Below are 22138 nucleotides of genomic sequence, written 5' to 3' on the forward strand. Positions count from 1 at the left end.
GAGAAGGAACGAAACACGAGCGCACTAGCGGCGCCCTCTTTGCAGGAACGCGACGATGATGATCACGAAGCCCTGCACCGCGGCGTTGAGGTACACGCTGATGATGCTGGTGAGGTTCAGGATGTTGCTGATGACCGAGAGCAGGATCGCGCCCACCACGGTGCCCGTGATGCTGCCCGCGCCGCCCTTGAGCGCGGTGCCGCCGACGATCACCGCGGCAATCGCCTCGAGCTCCCACAAGAGGCCCGTGGTCGGCGATGCGGAGCCCAGGCGCGGCACGTACAGCAGCGTGGCAATGCCCACGCACACGCCCAGCAGCACGTAGGTAAGGATCTTCACGCGGTCCACGTCCACCGCCGCATAGCGCGCGACCTGCTCGTTGGAGCCGATGGCCTGCACATAGCGCCCGTAGGCCGTGCGGTTCAAGATGACGCCGCCGATGATCGCGACGATCACGAACACCCACACCGGCACCGGAATGCCCGCGAGGCTTGCGTAGTACACGGGCGCATAGAGGTCCGACAGGTCGTTGTCGAGCGTGAGCGCGCCGCCATCGGCAAAGTACGTGAGGTAGGCGCGGAAGATGCCGAGCGTGCCCAGCGTGACGATGAAGGGCTCGATGCGCCCCTTGGTGATCAGGAGCCCGTGCGCCAGGCCGAACAGCGCGCCCAGCACCACCGCAAGCACCGCGCCCATCACCACCGCCATCAATGGCGAGCCCGAGGCCGGACCGGCCCAGTTGATGAACATGATCACGCTGCCCGCAATGAGTGCCGCCATCGAGCCCACCGACAGGTCGATGCCGCCCGAGATGATCACGAAGCACATGCCCACCGCGATGATGCCGATGAAGGCCGTGCGCGTGAGCACGTTCATCGCGTTGTCGACGGTCGCGAAGTCGCTGTTGAGCAGCGTGCCGCCGATGCACAGCAGCACCAGGCCGATGACCGGGCCGAGCCCGTGCAGGTGCTCGGTCCAGCGCGGCTTGCCCTCGCTGCGGTGTTGCGCGGCTTCAGGCTGCGGCATGGGTGTCTGCTGTTCCGGTGGCATGAGCGATGAGCTCCTCTTCAGTCAAGTGGTCGGCGTTGAGCGTGGCAACCAGGCGGCCCGCGCGCATCACCGCGACGCGGTGGCACAGGCCGATGAGTTCCATCAGCTCCGACGAGACGACGATCACCGCGAGCCCTTCGCGGGCGAGTCGCTGGATCAGAAAGTAGATGTCGCGCTTGGCACCGACGTCGACGCCGCGCGTGGGCTCGTCGAGCACCACCACCTTGGGTTTGGGCTGCAGCACCTTGGCGAGCGCGAGCTTCTGCTGGTTGCCGCCCGAGAGCGACGAGGCGCGCACGTCGAGCGAGCCGGTGCGGATGCCGTAGTCCTTCACCGCTTCGGCCAGCGCGCCGCGTTCGGCCTCGGGCTGCAGCCAGGGCTGCGCATAGCGTTCGAGCGCCATCAGCGTCAGGTTCTGGCGCAGGCCGAAGTTCACGTGCAGGCCCTTGCCCTTGCGGTCTTCGCTCAGGTAGGTGAGACCGTGCTTCGCGGCGTCGCGCGGGCTGCGCCAGCCCTTGTGGTTCGGCACGGGTTTGCCGAGCATCTCGACCTCGCCGCTCGCGGGCCTGAGGCCCAGCAGGCCTTCGAACAGCTCGGTGCGGCCCGCGCCCACCAGCCCCGCGAAGCCGAGGATCTCGCCGGGGCGCACCTCGAAGCTCGCGTCCTGCGCCCAGCCGGGCACGCTGAAGCTGCGCACGCGCATGGCGGGCGCATCGGCGGCCACCACCAGGTCGCGCGGCGGGTACAGGTCGGCCAGCTCGCGGCCCACCATGAGGTTGGCCATCTGCTGGCGCGTGAGCTCGGGGGTGGGTGCGCGCGCCACGAAGCGGCCGTCGCGCATCACGATCACCTCGTCGGTCACCTGCTCCACTTCGTCGAGCTTGTGCGAGATGTAGACGATGGTCACGCCATCGGCGCGCAGCTGCGCGATGAGCTTGAAGAGGCGTTCGGTCTCGCCCGGGGTCAGCGTGGCGGTCGGCTCGTCCATGACCAGCAGGCGCGCGCGGCGTGCGATGGCCTTGGCGATCTCGACGAGCTGCTTCTCGGCGACGATGAGCCTTCGCACCTTGGTACGCGGGTCGACCTGCAGGCCCACTGCAGCAAGGGCTGCAGCAGCGTCGCGTTCCATCGCGGCGTCGTCGAGCAGCCAGCCTTTTTTCTTCTCGTGACCCAGGAAGATGTTCTGCGCCACGCTCAGGTCTTCGGCGAGATTGAACTCCTGGTGGATCAGCACGATGCCCAGCGCCTCGGCGTCGCGCGAGCTCGTGAACTGCTGCGGCTGGCCGTTGATGCGCAGCGTGCCGCCGGTGAGCGGCTCGTAGCCCGACAGGATCTTCATCAGCGTGGACTTGCCCGCGCCGTTCTCGCCGAGCAGGCCGTACACGCGTCCGGGCGCCAGCGAAAAGCTCACGCCGTGCAGCACCTGCACCGGGCCGAAGGCCTTCACCACGCCGTCGAATTCGACCGCCACGCTTCCCTTGGTTTCTGCTTCTGCCGTCATGGCGCCACTCCGCGGACCTTCAGTGTTTCGTGCATCGCGAGCACGCCGGCACCGACCAGGCCGCCCTGCACGCCCAGCGGCGTGTACTGGATTTCCAGGTGCCGCGTCGAGAGCGCGAGCGAGCGCTGGTACACGCTCTGCCGCACGGCCGCCAGGAACAGCGGCCCGATGCGCGTGATGCCGCCGCCGATGAACACATGCGAGGGATTGAAGAAGTTCACCACCGACGCCAGCATCTGGCCGATGAGGTTGCCGGCGCGCTGGATGATGCCGTTGGCCGCGGTATCGCCGGCGCGGCTCGCCTGGCCCACGTCGACGGCATCGATGCGCCCGTGCAGGCGCAGGCACTCGGCCAGCATGGCGCTTTCACCAGCCTCGGCCGCCTGCACCGCCATGCGCGTGATGGCCGGCCCCGCCGCCATGGCCTCGACGCAGCCGACGTTGCCGCAATGGCAGCGCGGGCCGTCCTGGTCCACGCAGATGTGGCCCACGTCGCCGGCCGACCCGGCCGCGCCGCGATAGACCTCGCCATGGCAGACGATGCCGCAGCCGATGCCGGTGCCGATCTTGATCACGAGGAAGTTGTTGAGCGAGCGATTCAGCCGCCATAGCTCGCCGAGGGCCATCAGGTTCACGTCGTTGTCGACGAAGACAGGCGCCGCGTAGTCCTCGCGCAGGTAGTCGCGGATCGAGAAGCTGTCCCAGGCCGGCATCAGCGGTGGATTCACGAGCTGGCCGATCTCGAAGTTGACGGGGCCCGGCACGCCGATGCCGATGCCCAGCACGTCCTTCGCGCCGTGGCCGCAGCGCGCGAGCAGTTCGCGCATCAGCACACGCACCCGCGCCAGCACCACGGCCGGGCCTTCGCGCACATCGGCCGGCTCGTCGTGCTGCGCGAGCACGGTGAGATCGGGCCGCAGCACCGCAACGTCGAGGCTGGTGGCGCCGATGTCGATGCCGACCAGCACACCGAGCCCGGCATGCAGCTGCAGGTTTTCGGCGCGGCGCCCGCCCGAGGAGCGCTGCAGGCCTGCTTCGGCCAAGAGGCCCTGCTCGACCAGGCCGGCGATCAGCGCATTGGCCTTGCTCTTGGAGAAGCCGAGCTGTTCGGCCATGGCATGGCGCGAGCCGCCGGCCGACCAGAAGGTGGTCTCCAGCAACCGCATCTCGTCTGCAGTGATGCCACTCCAGGGTGCCACGCGCTTTGTCTCCAATATTCTTTTGGCCGCCGGCTGCAGCAACCGCAGTCCGGGGCGAAGGCGAATACTAGGGGCGCAGCTTCAGCCGGACAAGGCCAAACTTCGACCATGTTCAGACCAAAGTGAGGTTTTTTGCAGGAGCGGCGGACGCAAAAAAGCCGCCCGGAGGCGGCTTTTTCGTGGAGCGCTTTTCTTCGCTCCTGCTTACTTCTTCTGGCGGTACTTGCGCAGCGCAGCGATCTGCGCAGCCATCACGGCCAGTTCCGACTGCGCCATCGCAATGTCGATGTCGCTCTTGGCGTTCTTGAGCGCTTCCTCGGCGGCCGCCTTGGCCTGGTTGGCCTTCTCGTCGTCGAGGTCCTTGCCGCGGATTGCGGTGTCGGACAGCACGGTGACGGCGTTGGGCTGCACTTCGAGAATGCCGCCGGCCACGAAGACGAATTCCTCGCCGCCGTCGGCCGTTTCGATGCGCACGGCGCCGGGGCGGATGCGCGTGATCAGCGGCGTGTGGCGCGGGTAGATGCCGAGCTCACCGGCTTCACCGGGCAGCGCGACGAACTTGGCTTCGCCCGAGAAGATCGACTCTTCCGCGCTGACCACGTCCACATGAATGGTGCCTGCCATGGTGATTCCTTGTTAAGCGACCTTCTTGGCCTTTTCGAACGCTTCGTCGATGCCGCCCACCATGTAGAACGCTTGTTCCGGCAGGTGGTCGGCTTCGCCGTTCACGATCATCTTGAAACCGCGGATGGTTTCGGCCAGCGGCACGTACTTGCCGGGCGAACCCGTGAACACTTCGGCCACGTGGAACGGCTGCGACAGGAAGCGCTGGATCTTGCGGGCGCGGGCCACGGCCAGCTTGTCTTCCGGTGCCAGTTCGTCCATGCCCAGAATCGCGATGATGTCGCGCAGTTCCTTGTAGCGCTGCAGCGTGCCTTGCACGGCGCGGGCCACGTTGTAGTGCTCTTCGCCGACCACGTTCGGGTCGAGCTGGCGCGAGGTCGAGTCGAGCGGGTCCACGGCGGGGTAGATACCGAGCGAAGCGATGTCGCGCGACAGCACCACGGTGGAGTCCAGGTGGGCGAAGGTGGTGGCGGGCGACGGGTCGGTCAAGTCGTCGGCCGGCACGTACACGGCCTGGATCGAGGTGATCGAGCCGACCTTGGTCGACGTGATCCGCTCCTGCAGGCGGCCCATTTCCTCGGCCAGCGTCGGCTGGTAGCCCACGGCGGAAGGCATGCGGCCCAGCAGAGCCGACACTTCGGTACCGGCCAGCGTGTAGCGGTAGATGTTGTCCACGAAGAACAGCACGTCGCGGCCTTCGTCGCGGAACGACTCGGCAATGGTCAGGCCGGTCAGGGCCACGCGCAGGCGGTTGCCCGGGGGCTCGTTCATCTGGCCGTAGACCATGGCGACCTTCGAGTCTTCGAGCTTCTCGAGGTTCACGACGCCGGAGTCGGCCATCTCGTGATAGAAGTCGTTGCCTTCGCGGGTACGTTCACCCACACCGGCGAACACCGACAGGCCCGAGTGAGCCTTGGCGATGTTGTTGATGAGTTCCATCATGTTCACGGTCTTGCCCACGCCGGCACCACCGAACAGGCCCACCTTGCCGCCCTTGGCGAACGGGCACACGAGGTCGATCACCTTGATGCCGGTTTCCAGCAGGTCCTGCGAAGGCGACAGTTCGTCGTATGCGGGGGCCTTGCGGTGGATCGATGCGGTGAGGTCCTGGCTCACGTCGCCGCGCTCGTCGATCGGACGGCCGAGCACGTCCATGATGCGGCCGAGCGTGGCCTTGCCGACGGGCACCGTGATGGGTGCGCCGGTGTTGGTGACGATCAGGCCGCGGCGCAGGCCGTCGGACGAGCCGAGCGCAATGGTGCGCACCACGCCGTCGCCGAGCTGCTGCTGGACTTCGAGGGTCAGCCCGCCGCCTTCGAATTTCAAGGCGTCATAGACCTTGGGCATCTGGTCACGCGGGAACTCCACGTCGACCACGGCGCCGATACATTGGACAATTTTTCCTTCAGCCATGGCGTTTCCTTCTGGATCTCAATAATGTTGCGACAGGTTCTTGCAGAAGCGTCCTTGTGCCATCGCGGGCCGCTTTTGCAAGAATGCCGGACGGGCCGGCACCCTTGATTTCTTCAGTTGCTTCCGATCAGCACTTCAGCGCCGCGGCCTGTGCGGCAAAGGCATCGCTGGCAGCCTTGCAGGCCTGGCCCAGCGCGGCCTTGTCGGTGCCCATCGAAGCCCAGGCTGCCTTGGTCTGCTCGACGCTTGCCTTCATCGCATCGGCGGCAGCGCCGCTTTGCGCCGACACGCACGCCTGGGCCTTGGCCAGGTAGTCGTTGCACTCCTGCGGCAGGTCCGCGGCCGATGCCGTGGGAGCGGCAGCTGCGGGCGCGGCCGGTGCAGCCGGCGCCGCGGGAGCGGGCGCCGGTGCAGCGGCAGGTGCCGGCGGTGCAGCAGGCGCCTCTTCCTTCTTGGAGCAGGCAGTCAGCGCGGCGGCCATGGCCACCAGAACGAGAAGTTTCTTCATTTGTGCAGAGTCCCCAGAAAAAGGCCTTCGGTTATCGGTTCGCAGTGCGAAGCGCGAATGGCAATGTGGCCCGGTCCATTGCCGCAATCAAACACCGGCGGCCGCAGCGGCGCCGGACACGATTTCCGAAAGCTCCTTGGTGATGCCTGCCTGGCGGGTCTTGTTGTAGACCAGCTTGAGCTCGTTGATCACGTTGCCGGCGTTGTCCGTCGCCGCCTTCATTGCAACCATCCGGGCCGAGTGCTCGGACGCCATGTTCTCGGCCACGGCCTGGTAGACCAGCGACTCCACATAGCGCACCAGCAGCTCGTCGATCACGCTCTGCGCATCGGGCTCGTAGATGTAGTCCCACGAATGCTGGCCGGCCTCGACCTGCAGCGAGTCTGCGGCCAGCGGCAGCAGCTGCTCGACGAGCGGCTCCTGCTTGATCGTGTTGATGAACTTCGTGTAGCACAGGTACACGGCCGAGAGCTTGCCTTCTGCGTAGGCGTCGAGCAGCGTCTTGACCGGGCCGATGAGCTTGTCGAGATGCGGCGTGTCGCCCAGGTGGGTGACGTGGGCCACCACGCGCGCACCGATGCGGTTCAGGAAGCCCAGGCCCTTGCTGCCGATGGCCACCGACTCGATCGCGATGCCCGCGCCCTGGGCTTCCCGCAGCTTGCCGGTGACGGCGCGCAGCAGGTTGGTGTTCAAGCCGCCGCACAGGCCCTTGTCGCTCGTGACGATGATGAAGCCGATGGCTTTGGCCTCGTTCTTCTTCATGAACGCGTGCGTGTACTCGGGATTCGCCTTGCCCAGGTTGGCCGCGATGTTGCGGATCTTTTCGCTGTAGGGGCGGGCGGCACGCATGCGCTCTTGCGCCTTGCGCATCTTGGAAACCGAGACCATTTCCATGGCCTTGGTGATCTTCTTGGTGTTTTCCACCGATTTGATCTTGCCGCGGATTTCCTTACCAGCTGCCATGAGTGCTCCTTGTCCGGCCGATCAGGCGAACGACTTCTTGAACGACGTGATGGCGGCGGTCAGCTCGGCCTCGGCGTCCTTGTCGAGCGCCTTGGCCTTTTCGATCTTGTCGAGCAGCGCAGCATGGCTGGACTTCAGGAACTGGTGCAGGCCGTGTTCGAACGGCAGCACCTTCTTGATCTCCAGGTCGTCCATGAAGCCCTTGTTCACCGCGAACAGCGTGGCGCCCATCAGCGAGATCGGCAGCGGGCTGTACTGGGCCTGCTTGAGCAGTTCGGTCACGCGGGCACCGCGGTCCAGCTGCTTGCGGGTGGCTTCGTCCAGGTCGGAGGCGAACTGCGCGAACGCAGCCAGCTCACGGTACTGGGCGAGGTCGGTACGGATACCGCCCGACAGGCCCTTGATGACCTTGGTCTGCGCCGACGAACCCACGCGCGACACCGAGATACCGGCGTTGATGGCGGGGCGGATACCGGCGTTGAACAGGTTGGTTTCCAGGAAGATCTGGCCGTCGGTGATCGAGATCACGTTGGTCGGAACGAAGGCGGACACGTCGCCGGCCTGCGTTTCGATGATCGGCAGTGCCGTCAGCGAACCGGTCTTGCCCTTGACTTCACCCTTGGTGAAGGCTTCGACGTAGTCGGCGTTCACGCGGGCTGCGCGCTCGAGCAGACGCGAGTGGAGATAGAACACGTCGCCGGGGTAGGCTTCGCGGCCTGGCGGGCGGCGCAGCAGCAGCGAAACCTGGCGGTAGGCCACGGCTTGCTTGGAGAGGTCGTCATAGACGATGAGCGCGTCTTCGCCGCGGTCGCGGAAGTATTCGCCCATGGTGCAGCCCGAGTAGGCCGACACGTACTGCATGGCGGCCGATTCGGAGGCCGATGCGGCCACCACGATGGTGTAGTCCATCGCGCCGGCTTGTTCCAGTGCGCGCACCACGTTCTTGATCGACGAAGCCTTCTGGCCGATCGCAACGTAGACGCAGGTCATGTTCTGACCCTTCTGGTTGATGATCGCGTCGATTGCCACGGCGGTCTTGCCGGTCTGGCGGTCGCCGATGATCAGCTCGCGCTGGCCACGGCCGATCGGCACCATCGAGTCGATCGACTTGAGGCCGGTCTGCATCGGCTGGTCGACCGACTTGCGGGCGATCACGCCCGGTGCGACCTTCTCGATCACGTCGGTCATCTTGGCGTTGATGGGGCCCTTGCCGTCGATCGGCTGGCCCAGGGCGTTCACCACGCGGCCGATGAGTTCGGGGCCGACGGGCACTTCCAGGATGCGGCCCGTGCACTTGACGGTGTCGCCTTCGGAGATGTGCTCGTACTCGCCCAGGATCACGGCGCCGACCGAGTCGCGCTCGAGGTTCAGCGCGAGGCCGAACGACGGCGTACCGTCGGCCGTGGGCGGGAACTCGAGCATTTCGCCCTGCATCGCGTCGGACAGGCCGTGCACGCGCACGATGCCGTCGGTCACCGAAACCACGGTGCCCTCGTTGCGGATGTTCGCGCTGACTCCGAGGCCCTCGATGCGGCTCTTGATCAGTTCGGAAATTTCTGCGGGATTGAGTTGCATGACTCTTTCCTTCTTTCTTTGAGGCTACAAGTAGAGGGCTGAAGACCGTCAGGCCGCCAGCGCAACTTTCATTTGTTCAAGGCGCGCTTTGACGGAGGTGTCGAGCACCTCGTCGCCGACCACCACACGAATGCCGCCGATCAGTTCCGGCTCTTGCTGGACCGTGACCTGCAGCTTGCGGCCGAAGCGCTTTTCGAGCGCGGCCGCCACATTGGCCAGGGCCGATGCGTCGATCGGGAAGGCGCTGTAGACCACGGCGTCGGACGAACCGCTCTTCGCGTTGGCCAGTGCCCGGAATTGCTTCGCAATTTCCGGCAGCACCGAGAAGCGCCCGTTCTCGAGGAGCGCACCCAGGAAGTTCTGGGCATGGGCGGGCAGCGGCGCACCGAAGGCGCCGGCGACCACGCCGAGAACCTGCTCGGCCGTGGCCTTGGGGTTGTCGGCGAACTGCTGGAGCTCCGGACTGGCCGCGATGGCGGCCATCTTTTCGAGCCAGGCGCTGGTGCCGGCAACGTCGGACGACGAGGCCTTGAAGAGCGCCTCGGCGTAGGGGCGTGCAATGGTGGCGAGTTCTGCCATGGCTTCTATCAGAGTTCGGTCTGCAGGCGGGCGAGCAAATCGGCGTGAACGCCTGCATTCACTTCCTTGCGCAGGATCTGCTCTGCGCCTTTGACAGCCAGGGCCGCGACTTGCTCGCGCAGTGCTTCGCGCGCCTTCAGTGCCTGCTGGTCGGCTTCGACGCGTGCGGCTGCAACGATCTTGTTGCCTTCCTCGGTCGCGCGGGCCTTGGCCTCTTCAACGATGGCCTGGGCGCGACGTTCGGCGTCGGCAAGACGTTGTGCGGACTCGTTGCGTGCCTGGCCCAGTTCGGCTTCCACGCGCTTGTTGGCGGCGGAGAGTTCGGACTTGGCCTTGTCGGCGGCAGCGAGGCCTTCGGCGATCTTCGCAGCGCGGTCGTCCAGCGCCTTCGCGATCGGCGGCCACACGAACTTCATCGTGAACCCGACCAGGATCAGGAACACGATCATCTGAACGATCAGGGTACCGGTAATGCTCACTTTTCACCCTCTCTTTGGGATTGAATGCGAAGCCATTCCACAGAGGGGAACGACGACACGGGTCCGACGAGAAAGACTTACTTCGGCAGGTTGGCGATCTGAGCCAGGAACGGGTTGGCCGTTGCGAACCACAGGGCGATACCGGTGCCGATAATGAAAGCAGCGTCGATCAGACCGGCCAGCAGGAACATCTTGGTTTGAAGTTCACCCATGAGTTCAGGCTGACGTGCGGCCGACTCGAGGTACTTGCTGCCCATGATGCCGATGCCGATACATGCGCCCACAGCGCCCAGACCGATGATCAGGCCGGCGGCCAGTGCAACAAAGCTAATAACTTCCATGATGACTCCTAGAGGACTTTGGTTGAAGAGAAAACAAAAAAACGAAAACGAAACCGGATGATCAGTGGTGATCGTGGGCCTGGCCGATGTAGACCAGCGCCAGCATCATGAACACGAACGCCTGCAGCGTGATGATCAGGATGTGGAAGATGGCCCATGCGGTACCCGCAACGATGTGGCCGAGTGCCAGCAGCACGCCGGTGGTCGACAGCGTCCAGGCGCCGCCCATCAGCGCGATCAGCAGGAAGATCAGCTCGCCGGCATACATGTTGCCGAACAGCCGCATGCCGTGCGAGACGGTCTTGGCGACAAACTCGATCATCTGCATGGCGAAGTTGAACGGATACAGCGCCCAGTGGTTGCCGAACGGCGCCGTGAAGAGCTCGTGCACCCAGCCGCCCAGGCCCTTGATCTTGATGTTGTAGTAGAGGCAAACCAGCAGCACGCCCACCGACAGGCCCATTGTCACCGAGAGGTCGGCCGTGGGCACGACGCGCAGGTAGGCATGGTGCGGGTCTTCGCCGGCGATGTGGAAGATCTTGGCCCAGATCGCCGGGAACAAATCGACCGGGAACAGGTCCATTGCATTGAGCAGGAAGATCCAGACGAAGATCGTGAGCGCCAGCGGGGCAACGAACTTGCGGCTGGTGGCGTTGTGGACGATGCCCTTGGCCTGCTGGTCGACCATTTCCACCAGCAGTTCGACGGCCGCTTGAAAACGGCCGGGAACGCCCGAAGTAGCCTTGCGGGCAGCCAGCCAGAGCAGCCAGCAACCCAGGATGCCCAGTGCTATCGAGAAGAAGAGCGAGTCGAAATTGAAAACCGAAAAGTCCGCAACACCCCCAGGCTTGGAGCTTTGCAGGTGCGTCAAGTGGTGAATGATGTATTCACCCGCGGTCTGACCATGTTCCGCAGCGTTTTCAGCAGCCATTCAGTTACTCGTCTCTATGTTGCCGGCGCCGGGGCGAGAACATCACCGCCAACCAGGCCGCCTTCATTGTCACCACCAGGCCGATCAGCATTGCTGGCCAGCTCAGCGCCGTTATCAGCCTTGGCGCTGCGAACAACATCGCAATCGACAAGGCCATCTTGACCATTTCCCACAGGAAGAACCCAACCACCGCAGTGCCCGGATTCAGGGAAGAAAACCGGCCGGTCAGCCCCCGCGCGAACACCGCAGCAGGAATGACCACCGCAATCGCGCCGTAGCCGGCGGACCACCCCAGATTTTGCCTCCCCGTCAGTCCCCAGGCGGCCAAAGCCACCAGCAGACCGACAACCAACTGCCCCGCGATGACCCACCAAGGGGAGATCGAGGGATGCCTTGCTCGCAGTTCACGCGCCTCATCGGCGGTCAACGGCTTGTATTCTGCGTCGAGGTCTTCCGCGACTTGTTCATCTTTTCGGGCGATTGTTTTCATTTCGAATGAAGCCCGGATGACGACCCAGAATTTCTACAAAGCCATTGATTATAAGTAAAAACCCAGCCCATCCGACCACCCGAGCTGTCGCGTTTGCAAATCGAGGCTTCATCGGCTGACGAGAACCCGACCTGCCGCGCGCAACCATAATTCCAGCATGCACCCTCTTACCGCCGCACTCCCCTCCACGCTCTGCTATCTCGACGGCGAGTACACCGCGCTCAAGGACGCACGCATCAGCGTGCTCGACCGCGGCTTCATCTTCGGCGACGGCGTCTATGAAGTCGTCCCCGTCTACGGCGGCCAGCCCTTCTGCTTCGAGGAGCACATGGCGCGCCTCGATCGCTCGCTGGCCGAACTGCAGATCGCCAATCCGCTCACGCTCGCCCAGTGGCGCGGCATCGTGATGCGGCTCGTCGAGGCGGGCGGCGATGCGCCCCAGGCCGTGTACTTTCAAATTACCCGCGGTGTCGCGCCGCGCGATCATGCCATGACCCGTGGCGTGCACCCGACCGTGTTCGTGATGGTGAACCCGCTGCCGCCGGTGGCCGATGCCGTGCGCGCCAAGGGCGTGGCCTGCGTGAGCGCGGCCGACTTCCGCTGGCAGAAGGCGCACATCAAGAGCACCAGCCTGCTGGGCGCGGTGCTGGCGCGGCAGATCAGCGTCGAGGCCGGCGCGGCCGAGACCATCATGTTCCGCGGCGAATGGCTCAGCGAGGCCTCGTCGAGCAACGTGTGGATCGTGAAGGACGGCGGCCTCGTGGGGCCGCCCAAGGACAACCTGGTGCTGACCGGCATCCGCTACGGCCTGCTCGAACGCCTGTGCGCCGAGTGCGGCATCCCGTTTGCGCTGCGCCGCATCTCTCGCGACGAGGTGTTCGGCGCCGACGAGCTGCTGCTCTCGTCGGCCAGCAAGGAAGTGCTGCCGGTCGTGACGCTCGATGGCCAGGCGATTGGAAATGGCCGTCCCGGCCCCATCTACCAAGCCTTGTACGCCGCCTACCAGCAGGCCAAGCTGAGCAACGCGCAAGCGCAAGGAGTTCCCGCATGACCGACACCAACGAAAAGATCGAAACCGCCACCGTTCACGTCCCCGATCCGCGCAAGGAATCGCTGATCGAGTACCCCTCGCAGTTCCCGATCAAGGTCATGGGCGTCAAGGCCGATGGCTTCGTGCACGCGATCACTCAGATTGCCGAGCGCTTCGATCCGGCCTTCGACGCCGCCACGGTCGAGCTGCGCGACAGCAAGGCGGGCAACTACCTGGGCGTGACGATCACCGTCACCGCCACCAGCCGCGAGCAGCTCGACGATCTCTACCGCGCACTGTCGGCCCATCCGATGGTCAAGGTCGTTCTCTGAAGAAAGCGCCGGGCGCGCGATGAGCACGGGCATCGAAGCGACATGGCTGGGCGCCGCCGACTACGCCGCCACCTACGGCGCAATGAAGCAGTTCACGCTCGAACGCCAGCCCGAGACGCCCGATGCGCTGTGGATCTGCGAGCATGCGCCGGTCTTCACGCAGGGGATCGCGGGCAAGCAGGACCACATCCTGAACCCTGGCGCGATCCCGGTCGTGCAGACCGACCGCGGCGGCCAGGTCACCTTCCACGGCCCGGGCCAGGTGGTGGCCTATCCGCTGATCGACCTTCGGCGCGCGGGCTACTTCGTGAAGGAATACGTCTACCGCATCGAGGAATCGGTGCTGCGCACGCTGGCCCACTTCGGCGTGACGGGCCACCGCGTGGCGGGCGCACCCGGCATCTACGTGCGGCTCGACGACCCTTTCTCGCATGCCGCGCTGACCGGCCCGCTGCCCGCCGGCGACCCGTTCCGCGGCCTCGGCAAGATCGCCGCGCTCGGCATCAAGGTGAGCCGCCATGCCACCTACCACGGCGTGGCGCTCAACGTCGCGATGGACCTCGAACCCTTCTCGCGCATCAACCCTTGCGGCTATGCGGGGCTGCAAACGGTCGATCTTTCTACAATCGGGGTCCAAACCACATGGGAAGAAGCTGCCCGGGTCCTGAGCCAGAAGCTCGGCACCTACCTGGCGCCTTAGCAATCCAATGAGCACCACAGAAGTCGTCCGCGACGCCCAGAGCGCCGAAACCTACAACCCGCTCGCCAAGCAGAAGGCCGCGGCCAAGCTCTCGCGCATTCCCGTCAAGGTGGTGCAGCAGGGCGAGGTGCTCAAGAAGCCCGAATGGATCCGCGTGAAGGCCGGCAGCCCCACCACGCGCTTCTACGAGATCAAGCAGATCCTGCGCGAGAGCAACCTGCACACGGTCTGCGAAGAAGCCTCGTGCCCGAACATCGGCGAATGCTTCGGCAACGGCACGGCCACCTTCATGATCATGGGCGACAAGTGCACGCGCCGCTGCCCGTTCTGCGACGTGGGCCACGGCCGCCCGGATCCGCTCGACAAGGACGAGCCGCTCAACCTCGCCAAGACCATCGCCAAGCTGCGCCTGAAGTACGTGGTGATCACCAGCGTCGACCGCGACGACCTGCGCGACGGCGGCAGCCAGCATTTCGTCGACTGCATCACGAACATCCGCGAGCTCTCGCCGATGACGCAGATCGAGATCCTGGTGCCCGACTTCCGCGGCCGCGACGACCGGGCCCTCGAGATCCTCAAGGCCGCGCCGCCCGACGTGATGAACCACAACCTCGAGACCGCGCCGCGCCTCTACAAGGAAGCGCGCCCCGGCAGCGACTACCAGTTCAGCCTCAACCTGCTGAAGAAGTTCAAGGCGCTGCACCCGCAGGTTCCGACCAAGAGCGGCATCATGGTGGGCCTGGGCGAAACCGACGAAGAGATCCTGCAGGTGATGCGCGACATGCGCGCACACGACATCGACATGCTGACCATCGGCCAGTACCTGTCGCCGTCGGGCTCGCACCTGCCGGTGCGCCGCTACGTGCACCCCGACACCTTCAAGATGTTCGAGGAAGAGGCCTACAAGATGGGCTTCAGCCACGCGGCCGTCGGCGCGATGGTGCGTTCGAGCTACCACGCGGACCAGCAGGCGCACGCCGCGGGCGTCTGACAAACGGCCGCCGGCGCGCCTTATCGCCCGCCGGCCACCCCCGGTGACGCGTCCCGCACGGACGCAGCCTGCCGGCCGCCGAACACCGCGAAGCTGAGCGCCGCGGTCAACCAGGCGCCGAGCGCGCCGTACAGCATGACCCATCCGAAGCCGTGGGTCACGGCGGCCTGCAGCACCGCACCGGAAACATCCGGCAGGGCCAGCGCCTGCTGCGCGCCCGCCATGTCCCCGCCCGCGAGCTGCTCGGCCAATGCGCGCAGCCGCGCCGCATCGAGCGCCGTCCCCAGCGAGCCCCGCAGCGCGGCCAGGATGCCCGCCACCAGCACCAGGCCCATCACCGCGATGTTGATGGCCAGCGAGATGAGGCGCGCGCTGACGTCCATGCCCGAGGCCATGCCGGCGCGGTGCGCGGGCACCGAGGCGGTGGTCATGTTGGTCGCGGGCGTGGTGGTCAGGCCCAGGCCGATGCCGGCGACCAGCGCGCCGGGCAGCACCGTCCAGCCGCCCAGGTGCGCGAGGCCGCTGCCCCACTTCATCGCCATGAAGCCCAGGCCGATCAGGAACAGGCCTGTGGGAATCACGAAGCGCGCCTGGTAGCGCAGCAGCAGCCACTGCGCGACCGGCGGCATCACCAGGAAGGGCACCGTGTAGACCAGCAGCGCCAGGCCGGCGGCGGTCGTGCCGTAGCCCAGGCCGGCGGAGAAATACAGCGGCAGGTAGATCATGAACGGCCAGTAGCTGCAGTTCATGCCGATGCAGCCGACGATGGCGCCCGAGAAGTCGCGGATGCGGAACACCGAGAAGTCGAACATCGGGTGCGGATGGAAGCGCTCGACCGCGACGAAGGCCGCAAGGCCCGCCGCGGTGGCGGCCATCAGGCCCAGCGCGGCCGGGCTGGTCCAGCCCAGGCTGTCGCCCTGCGTGATCAGCCAGGTGAGCCCGAGCACCGCGGTGGTCAGCGTGACGATGCCCGCCAGGTCCAGCTTCTGCTGGCGGGCCAGCGGATCGCGCGACTCCGCCACGCCGGCCATGATCAGCGCCAGCCCCAGCAGCGCCAGCGGCACGTGCGCAAGGAAGACCCAGTGCCAGCTGGCCAGCGCAATGATCGCGCCGCCCACCACCGGCCCGAACCCCAGGCCGATGCCGGCCACCACGCCCCAGATCGCGAAGGCGCGGCCGCGCGCCCGGCCGTCCGGAAACTGGTGCGACAGGATCGCAATCGAGCAGATGAACATCGCGCCGCCCGCCATGCCCTGCAGGAAGCGCGCGGCAATCAGCGCCGGCGTGCTGGGCGCCAGGCCGCACAGCAGCGAGGCCAGGCCGAAGGCCAGCACCGTGAGCGCGAACATGCGGCGCCGTCCGTAGCGGTCGGCCAGGGTGCCGGTGGCCATCAGCACCGTGGTGCAGGCGATGGTGTAGGCGTTCATGATCCATTGCAGGTCGCGGAAGCCGGCGTGCAGCCGCGCTTCGAGCACCGGCAGGATGATCGGCACGCTGGAAATCTCCAGGCCGAACATCAGCGCCGCCAGGCAGATGGCGGCCAGCGCCAGAGAGGGATGGCGGGGGGAAGAGGACATGGGGACGTGAAGGGAAAGTAGGTGGTCCGGGGCATTCTCAAGACCCCGATTTCATTAGGCAAATGATTAAATTTACTTCCACTCAGGAAGCGACTTCATTAATCTGGCGGCCATGAACTTCGATACCGGCCTCCTGCAAGCCTTCACCGCCGTCCACCGCGCCAACGGCTTCACGCGCGCCGCCGAGCAGCTGCACCTGACGCAATCGGCGGTCAGCCACCAGATCCGCCGGCTCGAGGAACTGGTCGGGCGCCCGCTGTTCCACCGCACCACGCGGCGCCTGCGCCTGACCGCCGACGGCGAAGACTTCCTGCGCCATGCCGAGCGCATCCTGCAGGCGCAGGACGCGCTGGCGCGGCACTTCCGCTGCTCGCCGATCGAAGGCACGGTGCGCTTCGGCGTGCCCGAGAGCTTCATGAGCGAGGGCCTGCCGCAGCTCCTGCAACAGTTCGCGCGCAGCTGCCCCAACGTGAGGCTGGAAGTGAGCGTGGGCCTGACGCTCGACCTGGCCACGATGGTGCGCGAGCGCGAGCTCGACCTGGCGGTGGTGGTGTCGGTCTCGGGCGAGGTCGAGGGCACGCTGCTGCGGCGCCTGCCGATGGTGTGGGCCGCGGCCGAGGGCTTCGAGCGCACGGACGGCGCCTCGCTGCCGCTGGCCTATTCGCCGCCGCCCTGCGTGTGCCGCCAGGTCAGCATCGACGCGCTCAACACCGCCGGCATCCCCTGGCACGGCGCCTTCAGCTCGCACAGCCTGCAGGACCTGCGCACGGCCGCGCTGAGCGGCCTGGCGGTGGCCACCTTCACGCGCGACAACCTGCGCCCCGGCATGGCGGCGCTGGACGAGCGCCATGGCCTGCCGGCGCTGCCGATGCTGGACTTCACCTTGGCCTACGGCGAAGGCGATGCGGGGGAACGCAGCCCGGCCGTGGCCGAGCTCGGCCGACTGATCGAGCAGGCCGAGTGGGCGCACCGGGACAAGGCCGCGCGGCGGCCGCGCCGCACGCTGCGCGCGGCGTAGGCGCACGTCCGTCGCGTGCGGCTCAGCGCCGGGCCGGGGTCTTCGCTATCCTGCCGTCTGGCCAAGACGAAGGATCGAATTTTGCAAACGCACCCTGCCATTCAAGCCGCCATGGAGCGCGGCTTCGGCGCCATCGCCGACCTGGTTCGCCTCCACGCGCAACACACGCCCGGCCACGTCGCGCTCGCGGACGCGCAACAGGCACTGGACTACGGCGCGCTCGACGCGCTGATGGACCGCGTCGCGGCCGCCCTGCAGCGCGACGGCCTCGGGCCGGGCGATGCCATCGCGGTCTGCGCGGCATCCTCGGTGAACTACGCGACGGTGTTCCTCGGCGCCTTGCGCGCGGGCGTCGCGGTCGCGCCGCTGGCGCCGGGCTCCACGCCGGCCAGCCTGGCCCGCATGATCGAGGACGCCGATGCGCGCATTCTCTTCACCGATGCCTCGGCGGCCGAGGTCGTCGGCCCCGCGAAGGAAGGCGGCATCCCGCCCGTGGCGCTCGACAGCTCCGCCGCCGGGCAGGCCCTCGAGCGCTGGCTGGCTCCCGTGGGCACGCAGCCGCGCGCCGTCGAGACGCAGCCCTCCTGGCCCTTCAACATCATCTATTCGTCGGGCACCACCGGCGAGCCCAAGGGCATCGTGCAGGGCCACGGCATGCGCTGGGCCCATGTGCAGCGCGGCGCCAGGTACGGCTACGGCCCGGACACCGTCACGCTGCTGTCGACGCCGCTCTATTCGAACACCACGCTGGTGGTGTTCTTCCCGACCATCGCCTTCGGCGGCTGCGTGGTGCTGATGCCCAAGTTCGACGCGCTCGGTTATTTGCAGCTGGCCGAGCAGCGCCGCGTGACGCACACGATGCTGGTGCCGGTGCAGTACCAGCGCCTGATGGCGCATCCGCGCTTCGATGCGCACGACCTTTCGTCCTTCCGCTTCAAGTTCAGCACCAGCGCGCCCTTCAACGCCGCGCTCAAGGCCGATGTGCTCAAGCGCTGGCCCGGCGGGCTGATCGAGTTCTACGGCATGACCGAAGGCGGCGGCACCTGCATCCTCGAAGCCCACCTGCATCCGGACAAGCTGCACACCGTCGGCCAGCCGGCCGAAGGCAGCGACATCCGCCTGATCGACGAGGAGGGCCGCGAGATCCCGCGCGCCAACATCGAGCTGGCCGGCGAGGTGGTGGGCCATTCGGGCGGCATGATGACCGGCTACCACGGCCAGCCCGAGAAGACGCGCGAGGCCGAGTGGTTCGACGCCGCCGGCAAGCGCTTCATCCGCACCGGCGACATCGGCCGCTTCGATGCCGATGGCTTCCTCACGCTGTTCGACCGCAAGAAGGACATGATCATCAGCGGCGGCTTCAACATCTACCCGAGCGATCTCGAAGCCGTGCTGCGCGGCCATGCCGCCGTGGCCGACGTGGCGGTGGCCGGCGTGCCGTCGGAGCAATGGGGCGAGACCCCGGTGGCCTTCGTGGTGCGCCGCGAGGGCGACGGCACGTCCGAGGACGCGCTGCTGCAATGGGCCAACGCGCAGCTCGGCAAGACCCAGCGCCTGGCGCGGCTGCAGTTCATCGACGAGTTGCCGCGCAGCGCAATCGGCAAAGTGCTCAAGCGCGAACTGCGTGAACTCGCCGGCCGCTGAAACGCAGGCGCGGGCAGCCGCGCCCTCCGAACACGGCGGCGGCAACGGCCTGCTGTGGCTGCTGGCCGCCGTCGCGCTCCTGTTCGCCTTCCTGCGCCCGCGCGCGCCCATGGACTGGCTGAAGCTGGTCGACTGGCAGACCGTGGGGGCGCTCGCGGGGCTGCTCGCGATCACGCAAGGGGTTGAGAAAAGCGGCATGCTGCAGGCCGCCGCCCAGCGCCTGCTCGCGCGCACGCACAGCCAGCGCAGCCTGGCGCTGCTGCTGACCGCCAGCGCGGCGTTCCTGTCCGCGCTGGTGACCAACGACGTGAGCCTGTTCCTGCTGGTGCCGCTCACGCGCGTGCTCGCCAGCCAGGCGCACCTGCCGCTCGCGCGGCTCGTGGTGCTCGAGGCGCTGGCGGTCAATGCGGGTTCGGCCCTCACGCCCATCGGCAATCCGCAGAACCTTTACCTCTGGCACCGCTCGGGCGAGAGCTTCGTCGGCTTCATGGGCATGATGCTGCCGACCGTGGCCGTGATGCTGTTCTGGCTCTTCGCGGCGGCCTGGCTGCTGGTGCCGCGCACGCCCATCGCGCTCAAGCCCGAGACCGAGGCCGCGCCGGTGCAGCCGCGCCTCCTGGCATTGGCGGGCGTCCTGTTCGTCGGCTTCGTGGTCGCGCTCGACCGGCACTGGCTGCTCGCGGGCCTGGGCGTGGTGTTCGCGGTGTTCCTGCTGAGCTATCCGCGCGTGCTGAAAGACATCGACTGGGCGCTGCTCGCGATCATTGCGCTGATGTTCGTGGACCTGCGCCAGCTGGCCGAGCTGCAGGCGATCGGGTCGCTGCTGAACCACTGGCCCATCACCGAAGGATGGCGCGCCTACCTTGCCGCCATCGTCGCCTCGCAGTTCATCAGCAACGTGCCGGCCGCGATCCTGCTCGACGGCCATGTGCGCGACCTGCCGGCGCTCGCGGCCGGCGTGAGCGTGGGCGGCTTCGGCTGCGTGCTGGGCTCGCTGGCCAACCTGATCGCGCTGCGCCTGGCCAGGCTGCCGCACGGGCTGCGCGAGTTCCATCGCATCAGCATTCCGTTCCTGCTGGTGTGCGCGGCCTCGGCGCTGCTGCTGCGGCTCGGGTGACAGGCGGGGAGCGCCGCAAGACAATCAGCCCTTCGCCATGCACCAGCCCGCCACGCCCATCCTTTCGCTGCGCCACTACGGCAGCTCGCGCGGCAGCCATGCGCACGACCACTTCCAGGTGCTGGTCGGCCTGGAAGGCGTGCTGGAGATCGAGGTCGAAGGCCGCGGCACCGGCATCGGCGCTGGCCAGGCGCAGGTGGTCGCGCCCGGCGACCGGCACGACTTCGAAGCACGCGGCAGCGGCGGCAGCAGTTGCCTCGTGCTCGACACCGCGCATGCGCCGTGGGCCCGGTGTGCCGAGCGCGCGCCGGCCGACCCGCTTCAGCTGCATGCGCTGGCGCGCTATCTCGCGCATTGCACGGCGCAGCCGCAGCAGTTCGCGCTCGCGCTGCAGCACGGCCCCGCGCTGCTGCTGGAAGCCTGGAGCCCCGCGCCTTCTTCTTCGATGCCGCACACGCGCCGCCGCCGCATCGACTGGCCGGCGCTCGCGGCCTGGGCCCGGGCGCGGTGGCACGAGCCGCTCACGGTCGCCGACCTGGCCGAAGTCGCCTGCCTGAGCCCCAGCCAGCTCGCGCAGCGTTGCCGCGAGGAACAGGGCCTGAGCGCGATGCACTGGCTGCGCGGCCTTCGGCTGGCGCATGCGCGCGAACTGCGGCTCGAAGGCATGGGCGTGGCCGAAACCGCGCGCCGCACCGGCTACCGCTCGCCCTCGGCGCTCACCGCCGCGCTGCGCCGGCGCGATCGCTGCTGACCGGCCACACCGTCGTTGCGCGACGACGCACCGGCGCTGCGCGACGGCCGGCCGGGTTAGCCTTGCCCTCCATGTCGCCCACCTTCCTTGCCTTGTTCGCGATCGCGCTCTGGGCCACGCTCGCCTCGCTCGGGACCGCCCTCTCGCACTTGCCGCCGTTCCTTCTGACCGGGCTCGCGCTGATCATCGGCAGCCTGCCGAGCTGGCCGCTGGTGCTGCGGGACCGCGCGGCCTGGCGCGTGCCGGCGCGCACGCTGGCGCTGGGCGTCTACGGGCTGTTCGGCTTTCACTTCCTGCTGTTCATCGCGCTGCGGCACGCGCCGCCGGTCGAGGCCAACCTCGTCAACTACCTGTGGCCGCTGTTCATGGTGGTGCTCGCGCCGGTGCTGCTGCCGGGCCTGTCGCTCAGGCCGCTGCACCTGGCGGCGGCGCTGCTGGGCTTTGCGGGCGCGGCGGTCGCGATCCTCGGCACGCGCGGGGGCAGCGGCGCAGGCGCCAGCGCAATCCAAGGCTACTGGGGCTTCCTGCCGGCGCTGGGCTCGGCCTTCATCTGGGCCAGCTATTCGCTGTGGACCAAGCGTGTCGAAGCCTTTCCGACCTCGGCCATCGGCCTGTTCGGGCTGGTCTCGGGCGTGCTCTCGCTGGCCTGCCACGCGCTGCTCGAAGCGCCGGCCGCGCTGTCCGGCAAGGACTGGCTGCTGCTCGTGCTGTGCGGCCTCGGCCCGCTGGGCGCGGCCTTCTTCGTGTGGGACATGGCGCTCAAGCGCGGCGACCCGCGGCGCATCGGCATCCTGAGCTATCTCACCCCCCTGGGCTCGACGGCGCTGCTGCTGCTCGTGACCGGCCGACCGCTGACCTGGACCGTCGCGCTGGCCGCCCTGCTCATCATTTCGGCAGCCGTCATGGGCACACGCGCACGCTGAATGGCGTTCGTCCGACGGAAGCGCACGTTTTTATGGCTAGAGTGGAGGCTCAGGAATAAAGGAGCCCCCACTCATGGAAAACAAGAACAAGAACGAAGATTTCGAGATCACGCCCAAGCTGGTGTTCGACCTGAACCTGGCGCTGTACCTCGACCTGGTGGCCGCCTTGGAGGGCGCGGGCGCCATCACCTACCGCCAGATGGCGGCCCGGGTGCTCAACATCAGCATGGATGCGCGCGCCGACGGCGAGACCGGCCTTGCCACGGCGCTGGAGGGCGTCGCCAAGGGTTTTGCCGGCCAGGGCGGCGGCCTGTCGATCGAGCTGCTGAAGGCCGCGCGCAGCCTGCGCGAGGACGACGCAATGGGCGACATTCCGATGCGGCCGACCGACGAGTGAACTGA

General features: G+C 67.2%; 24 protein-coding genes. 10 read left to right on the forward strand and 14 right to left on the reverse strand.

What is annotated here, in order from left to right:
• Positions 1–24 precede the first annotated feature (24 nt).
• The 13 genes from AC1DSC_RS27260 to AC1DSC_RS27320 form a co-directional block, all read right to left on the reverse strand.
• On the reverse strand, positions 25–1026 hold the full coding sequence (locus AC1DSC_RS27260; RefSeq protein WP_015867625.1) for an ABC transporter permease: 1002 nt from the start codon (positions 1024–1026) through the stop codon (positions 25–27).
• Positions 1013–2551, reverse strand: a complete 1539-nt coding sequence (locus tag AC1DSC_RS27265; protein ID WP_436288159.1) for a sugar ABC transporter ATP-binding protein — start codon at positions 2549–2551, stop codon at positions 1013–1015. Before AC1DSC_RS27265 ends, AC1DSC_RS27260 begins: the two co-directional genes overlap by 14 nt.
• Positions 2548–3717 carry an ROK family protein gene (locus AC1DSC_RS27270; protein WP_436288311.1) on the reverse strand — a complete coding sequence of 390 codons (1170 nt, stop codon included), beginning with the start codon at positions 3715–3717 and terminating at the stop codon, positions 2548–2550. Before AC1DSC_RS27270 ends, AC1DSC_RS27265 begins: the two co-directional genes overlap by 4 nt.
• 237 nt (positions 3718–3954) lie before the next feature.
• On the reverse strand, positions 3955–4374 hold the full coding sequence (locus tag AC1DSC_RS27275; RefSeq protein WP_015867628.1) for a F0F1 ATP synthase subunit epsilon: 420 nt from the start codon (positions 4372–4374) through the stop codon (positions 3955–3957).
• A gap of 12 nt (positions 4375–4386) precedes the next feature.
• The gene (gene atpD / locus AC1DSC_RS27280; protein ID WP_015867629.1) at positions 4387–5787 is read right to left on the reverse strand and encodes a F0F1 ATP synthase subunit beta; all 1401 of its coding nucleotides are present in this window, start codon (positions 5785–5787) and stop codon (positions 4387–4389) included.
• 127 nt (positions 5788–5914) lie between these two features.
• Complete coding sequence (locus AC1DSC_RS27285; RefSeq protein WP_436288160.1) at positions 5915–6295, reverse strand: hypothetical protein; 381 nt, start codon at positions 6293–6295, stop codon at positions 5915–5917.
• Positions 6296–6382: 87 nt separating this feature from the next.
• Entirely contained in the window at positions 6383–7258 is an 876-nt protein-coding gene (gene atpG / locus AC1DSC_RS27290) for a F0F1 ATP synthase subunit gamma (protein ID WP_018906553.1), read from the reverse strand.
• A gap of 21 nt (positions 7259–7279) precedes the next feature.
• A complete protein-coding gene (gene atpA / locus AC1DSC_RS27295; RefSeq protein ID WP_015867632.1) occupies positions 7280–8833 on the reverse strand; it encodes a F0F1 ATP synthase subunit alpha in 1554 nt (517 codons plus the stop codon).
• A 48-nt stretch (positions 8834–8881) separates the two neighbouring features.
• On the reverse strand, positions 8882–9412 hold the full coding sequence (locus tag AC1DSC_RS27300; RefSeq protein WP_436044954.1) for a F0F1 ATP synthase subunit delta: 531 nt from the start codon (positions 9410–9412) through the stop codon (positions 8882–8884).
• Positions 9413–9420: 8 nt separating this feature from the next.
• Positions 9421–9891 (reverse strand): F0F1 ATP synthase subunit B, encoded by a 471-nt coding sequence (locus tag AC1DSC_RS27305; protein ID WP_007830193.1) that lies wholly within the window; start codon positions 9889–9891, stop codon positions 9421–9423.
• A gap of 77 nt (positions 9892–9968) precedes the next feature.
• Entirely contained in the window at positions 9969–10232 is a 264-nt protein-coding gene (gene atpE, locus AC1DSC_RS27310) for a F0F1 ATP synthase subunit C (protein WP_007830191.1), read from the reverse strand.
• A gap of 61 nt (positions 10233–10293) precedes the next feature.
• Positions 10294–11163 carry a F0F1 ATP synthase subunit A gene (gene atpB, locus AC1DSC_RS27315; protein ID WP_015867634.1) on the reverse strand — a complete coding sequence of 290 codons (870 nt, stop codon included), beginning with the start codon at positions 11161–11163 and terminating at the stop codon, positions 10294–10296.
• Between the two features lie 4 nt (positions 11164–11167).
• The gene (locus AC1DSC_RS27320) at positions 11168–11653 is read right to left on the reverse strand and encodes an ATP synthase subunit I (RefSeq protein WP_015867635.1); all 486 of its coding nucleotides are present in this window, start codon (positions 11651–11653) and stop codon (positions 11168–11170) included.
• 157 nt (positions 11654–11810) lie between these two features.
• Here AC1DSC_RS27320 and AC1DSC_RS27325 point away from each other — a divergent pair, with 157 nt between their 5' ends.
• The 4 genes from AC1DSC_RS27325 to lipA are packed head-to-tail and all read left to right on the forward strand — an operon-like array spanning position 11811 to position 14706.
• The gene (locus AC1DSC_RS27325; RefSeq protein ID WP_436288161.1) at positions 11811–12704 is read left to right on the forward strand and encodes a D-amino acid aminotransferase; all 894 of its coding nucleotides are present in this window, start codon (positions 11811–11813) and stop codon (positions 12702–12704) included.
• Complete coding sequence (locus AC1DSC_RS27330; RefSeq protein WP_278874850.1) at positions 12701–13015, forward strand: YbeD family protein; 315 nt, start codon at positions 12701–12703, stop codon at positions 13013–13015. Before AC1DSC_RS27325 ends, AC1DSC_RS27330 begins: the two co-directional genes overlap by 4 nt.
• Before the next feature lie 19 nt (positions 13016–13034).
• On the forward strand, positions 13035–13715 hold the full coding sequence (gene lipB / locus AC1DSC_RS27335; protein WP_062364252.1) for a lipoyl(octanoyl) transferase LipB: 681 nt from the start codon (positions 13035–13037) through the stop codon (positions 13713–13715).
• Positions 13716–13722: 7 nt separating this feature from the next.
• Positions 13723–14706 (forward strand): lipoyl synthase, encoded by a 984-nt coding sequence (gene lipA / locus AC1DSC_RS27340; protein ID WP_062364250.1) that lies wholly within the window; start codon positions 13723–13725, stop codon positions 14704–14706.
• Positions 14707–14726: 20 nt separating this feature from the next.
• Here lipA and AC1DSC_RS27345 read toward each other — a convergent pair whose 3' ends face one another.
• A complete protein-coding gene (locus AC1DSC_RS27345; RefSeq protein WP_436288162.1) occupies positions 14727–16283 on the reverse strand; it encodes an MFS transporter in 1557 nt (518 codons plus the stop codon).
• Between the two features lie 112 nt (positions 16284–16395).
• Here AC1DSC_RS27345 and AC1DSC_RS27350 point away from each other — a divergent pair, with 112 nt between their 5' ends.
• The 6 genes from AC1DSC_RS27350 (at position 16396) to AC1DSC_RS27375 (ending at position 22133) form a co-directional block, all read left to right on the forward strand.
• Positions 16396–17301: a LysR family transcriptional regulator gene (locus tag AC1DSC_RS27350; RefSeq protein WP_436288163.1), complete on the forward strand. Its 906-nt coding sequence runs from the start codon at positions 16396–16398 to the stop codon at positions 17299–17301.
• A gap of 111 nt (positions 17302–17412) precedes the next feature.
• Positions 17413–18945 (forward strand): class I adenylate-forming enzyme family protein, encoded by a 1533-nt coding sequence (locus AC1DSC_RS27355; RefSeq protein ID WP_436288312.1) that lies wholly within the window; start codon positions 17413–17415, stop codon positions 18943–18945.
• On the forward strand, positions 18926–20062 hold the full coding sequence (locus AC1DSC_RS27360; RefSeq protein WP_436288164.1) for an SLC13 family permease: 1137 nt from the start codon (positions 18926–18928) through the stop codon (positions 20060–20062). Before AC1DSC_RS27355 ends, AC1DSC_RS27360 begins: the two co-directional genes overlap by 20 nt.
• Positions 20063–20099: 37 nt before the next feature.
• A complete protein-coding gene (locus tag AC1DSC_RS27365; RefSeq protein WP_436288165.1) occupies positions 20100–20813 on the forward strand; it encodes an AraC family transcriptional regulator in 714 nt (237 codons plus the stop codon).
• Between the two features lie 71 nt (positions 20814–20884).
• Positions 20885–21736, forward strand: coding sequence for a DMT family transporter (locus AC1DSC_RS27370; RefSeq protein ID WP_436288166.1), 852 nt, complete (start codon positions 20885–20887; stop codon positions 21734–21736).
• Positions 21737–21809: 73 nt separating this feature from the next.
• Complete coding sequence (locus AC1DSC_RS27375) at positions 21810–22133, forward strand: hypothetical protein (protein ID WP_436288167.1); 324 nt, start codon at positions 21810–21812, stop codon at positions 22131–22133.
• Positions 22134–22138 lie beyond the last annotated feature (5 nt).

Source organism: Variovorax sp. 01N425 (assembly GCF_056399465.1).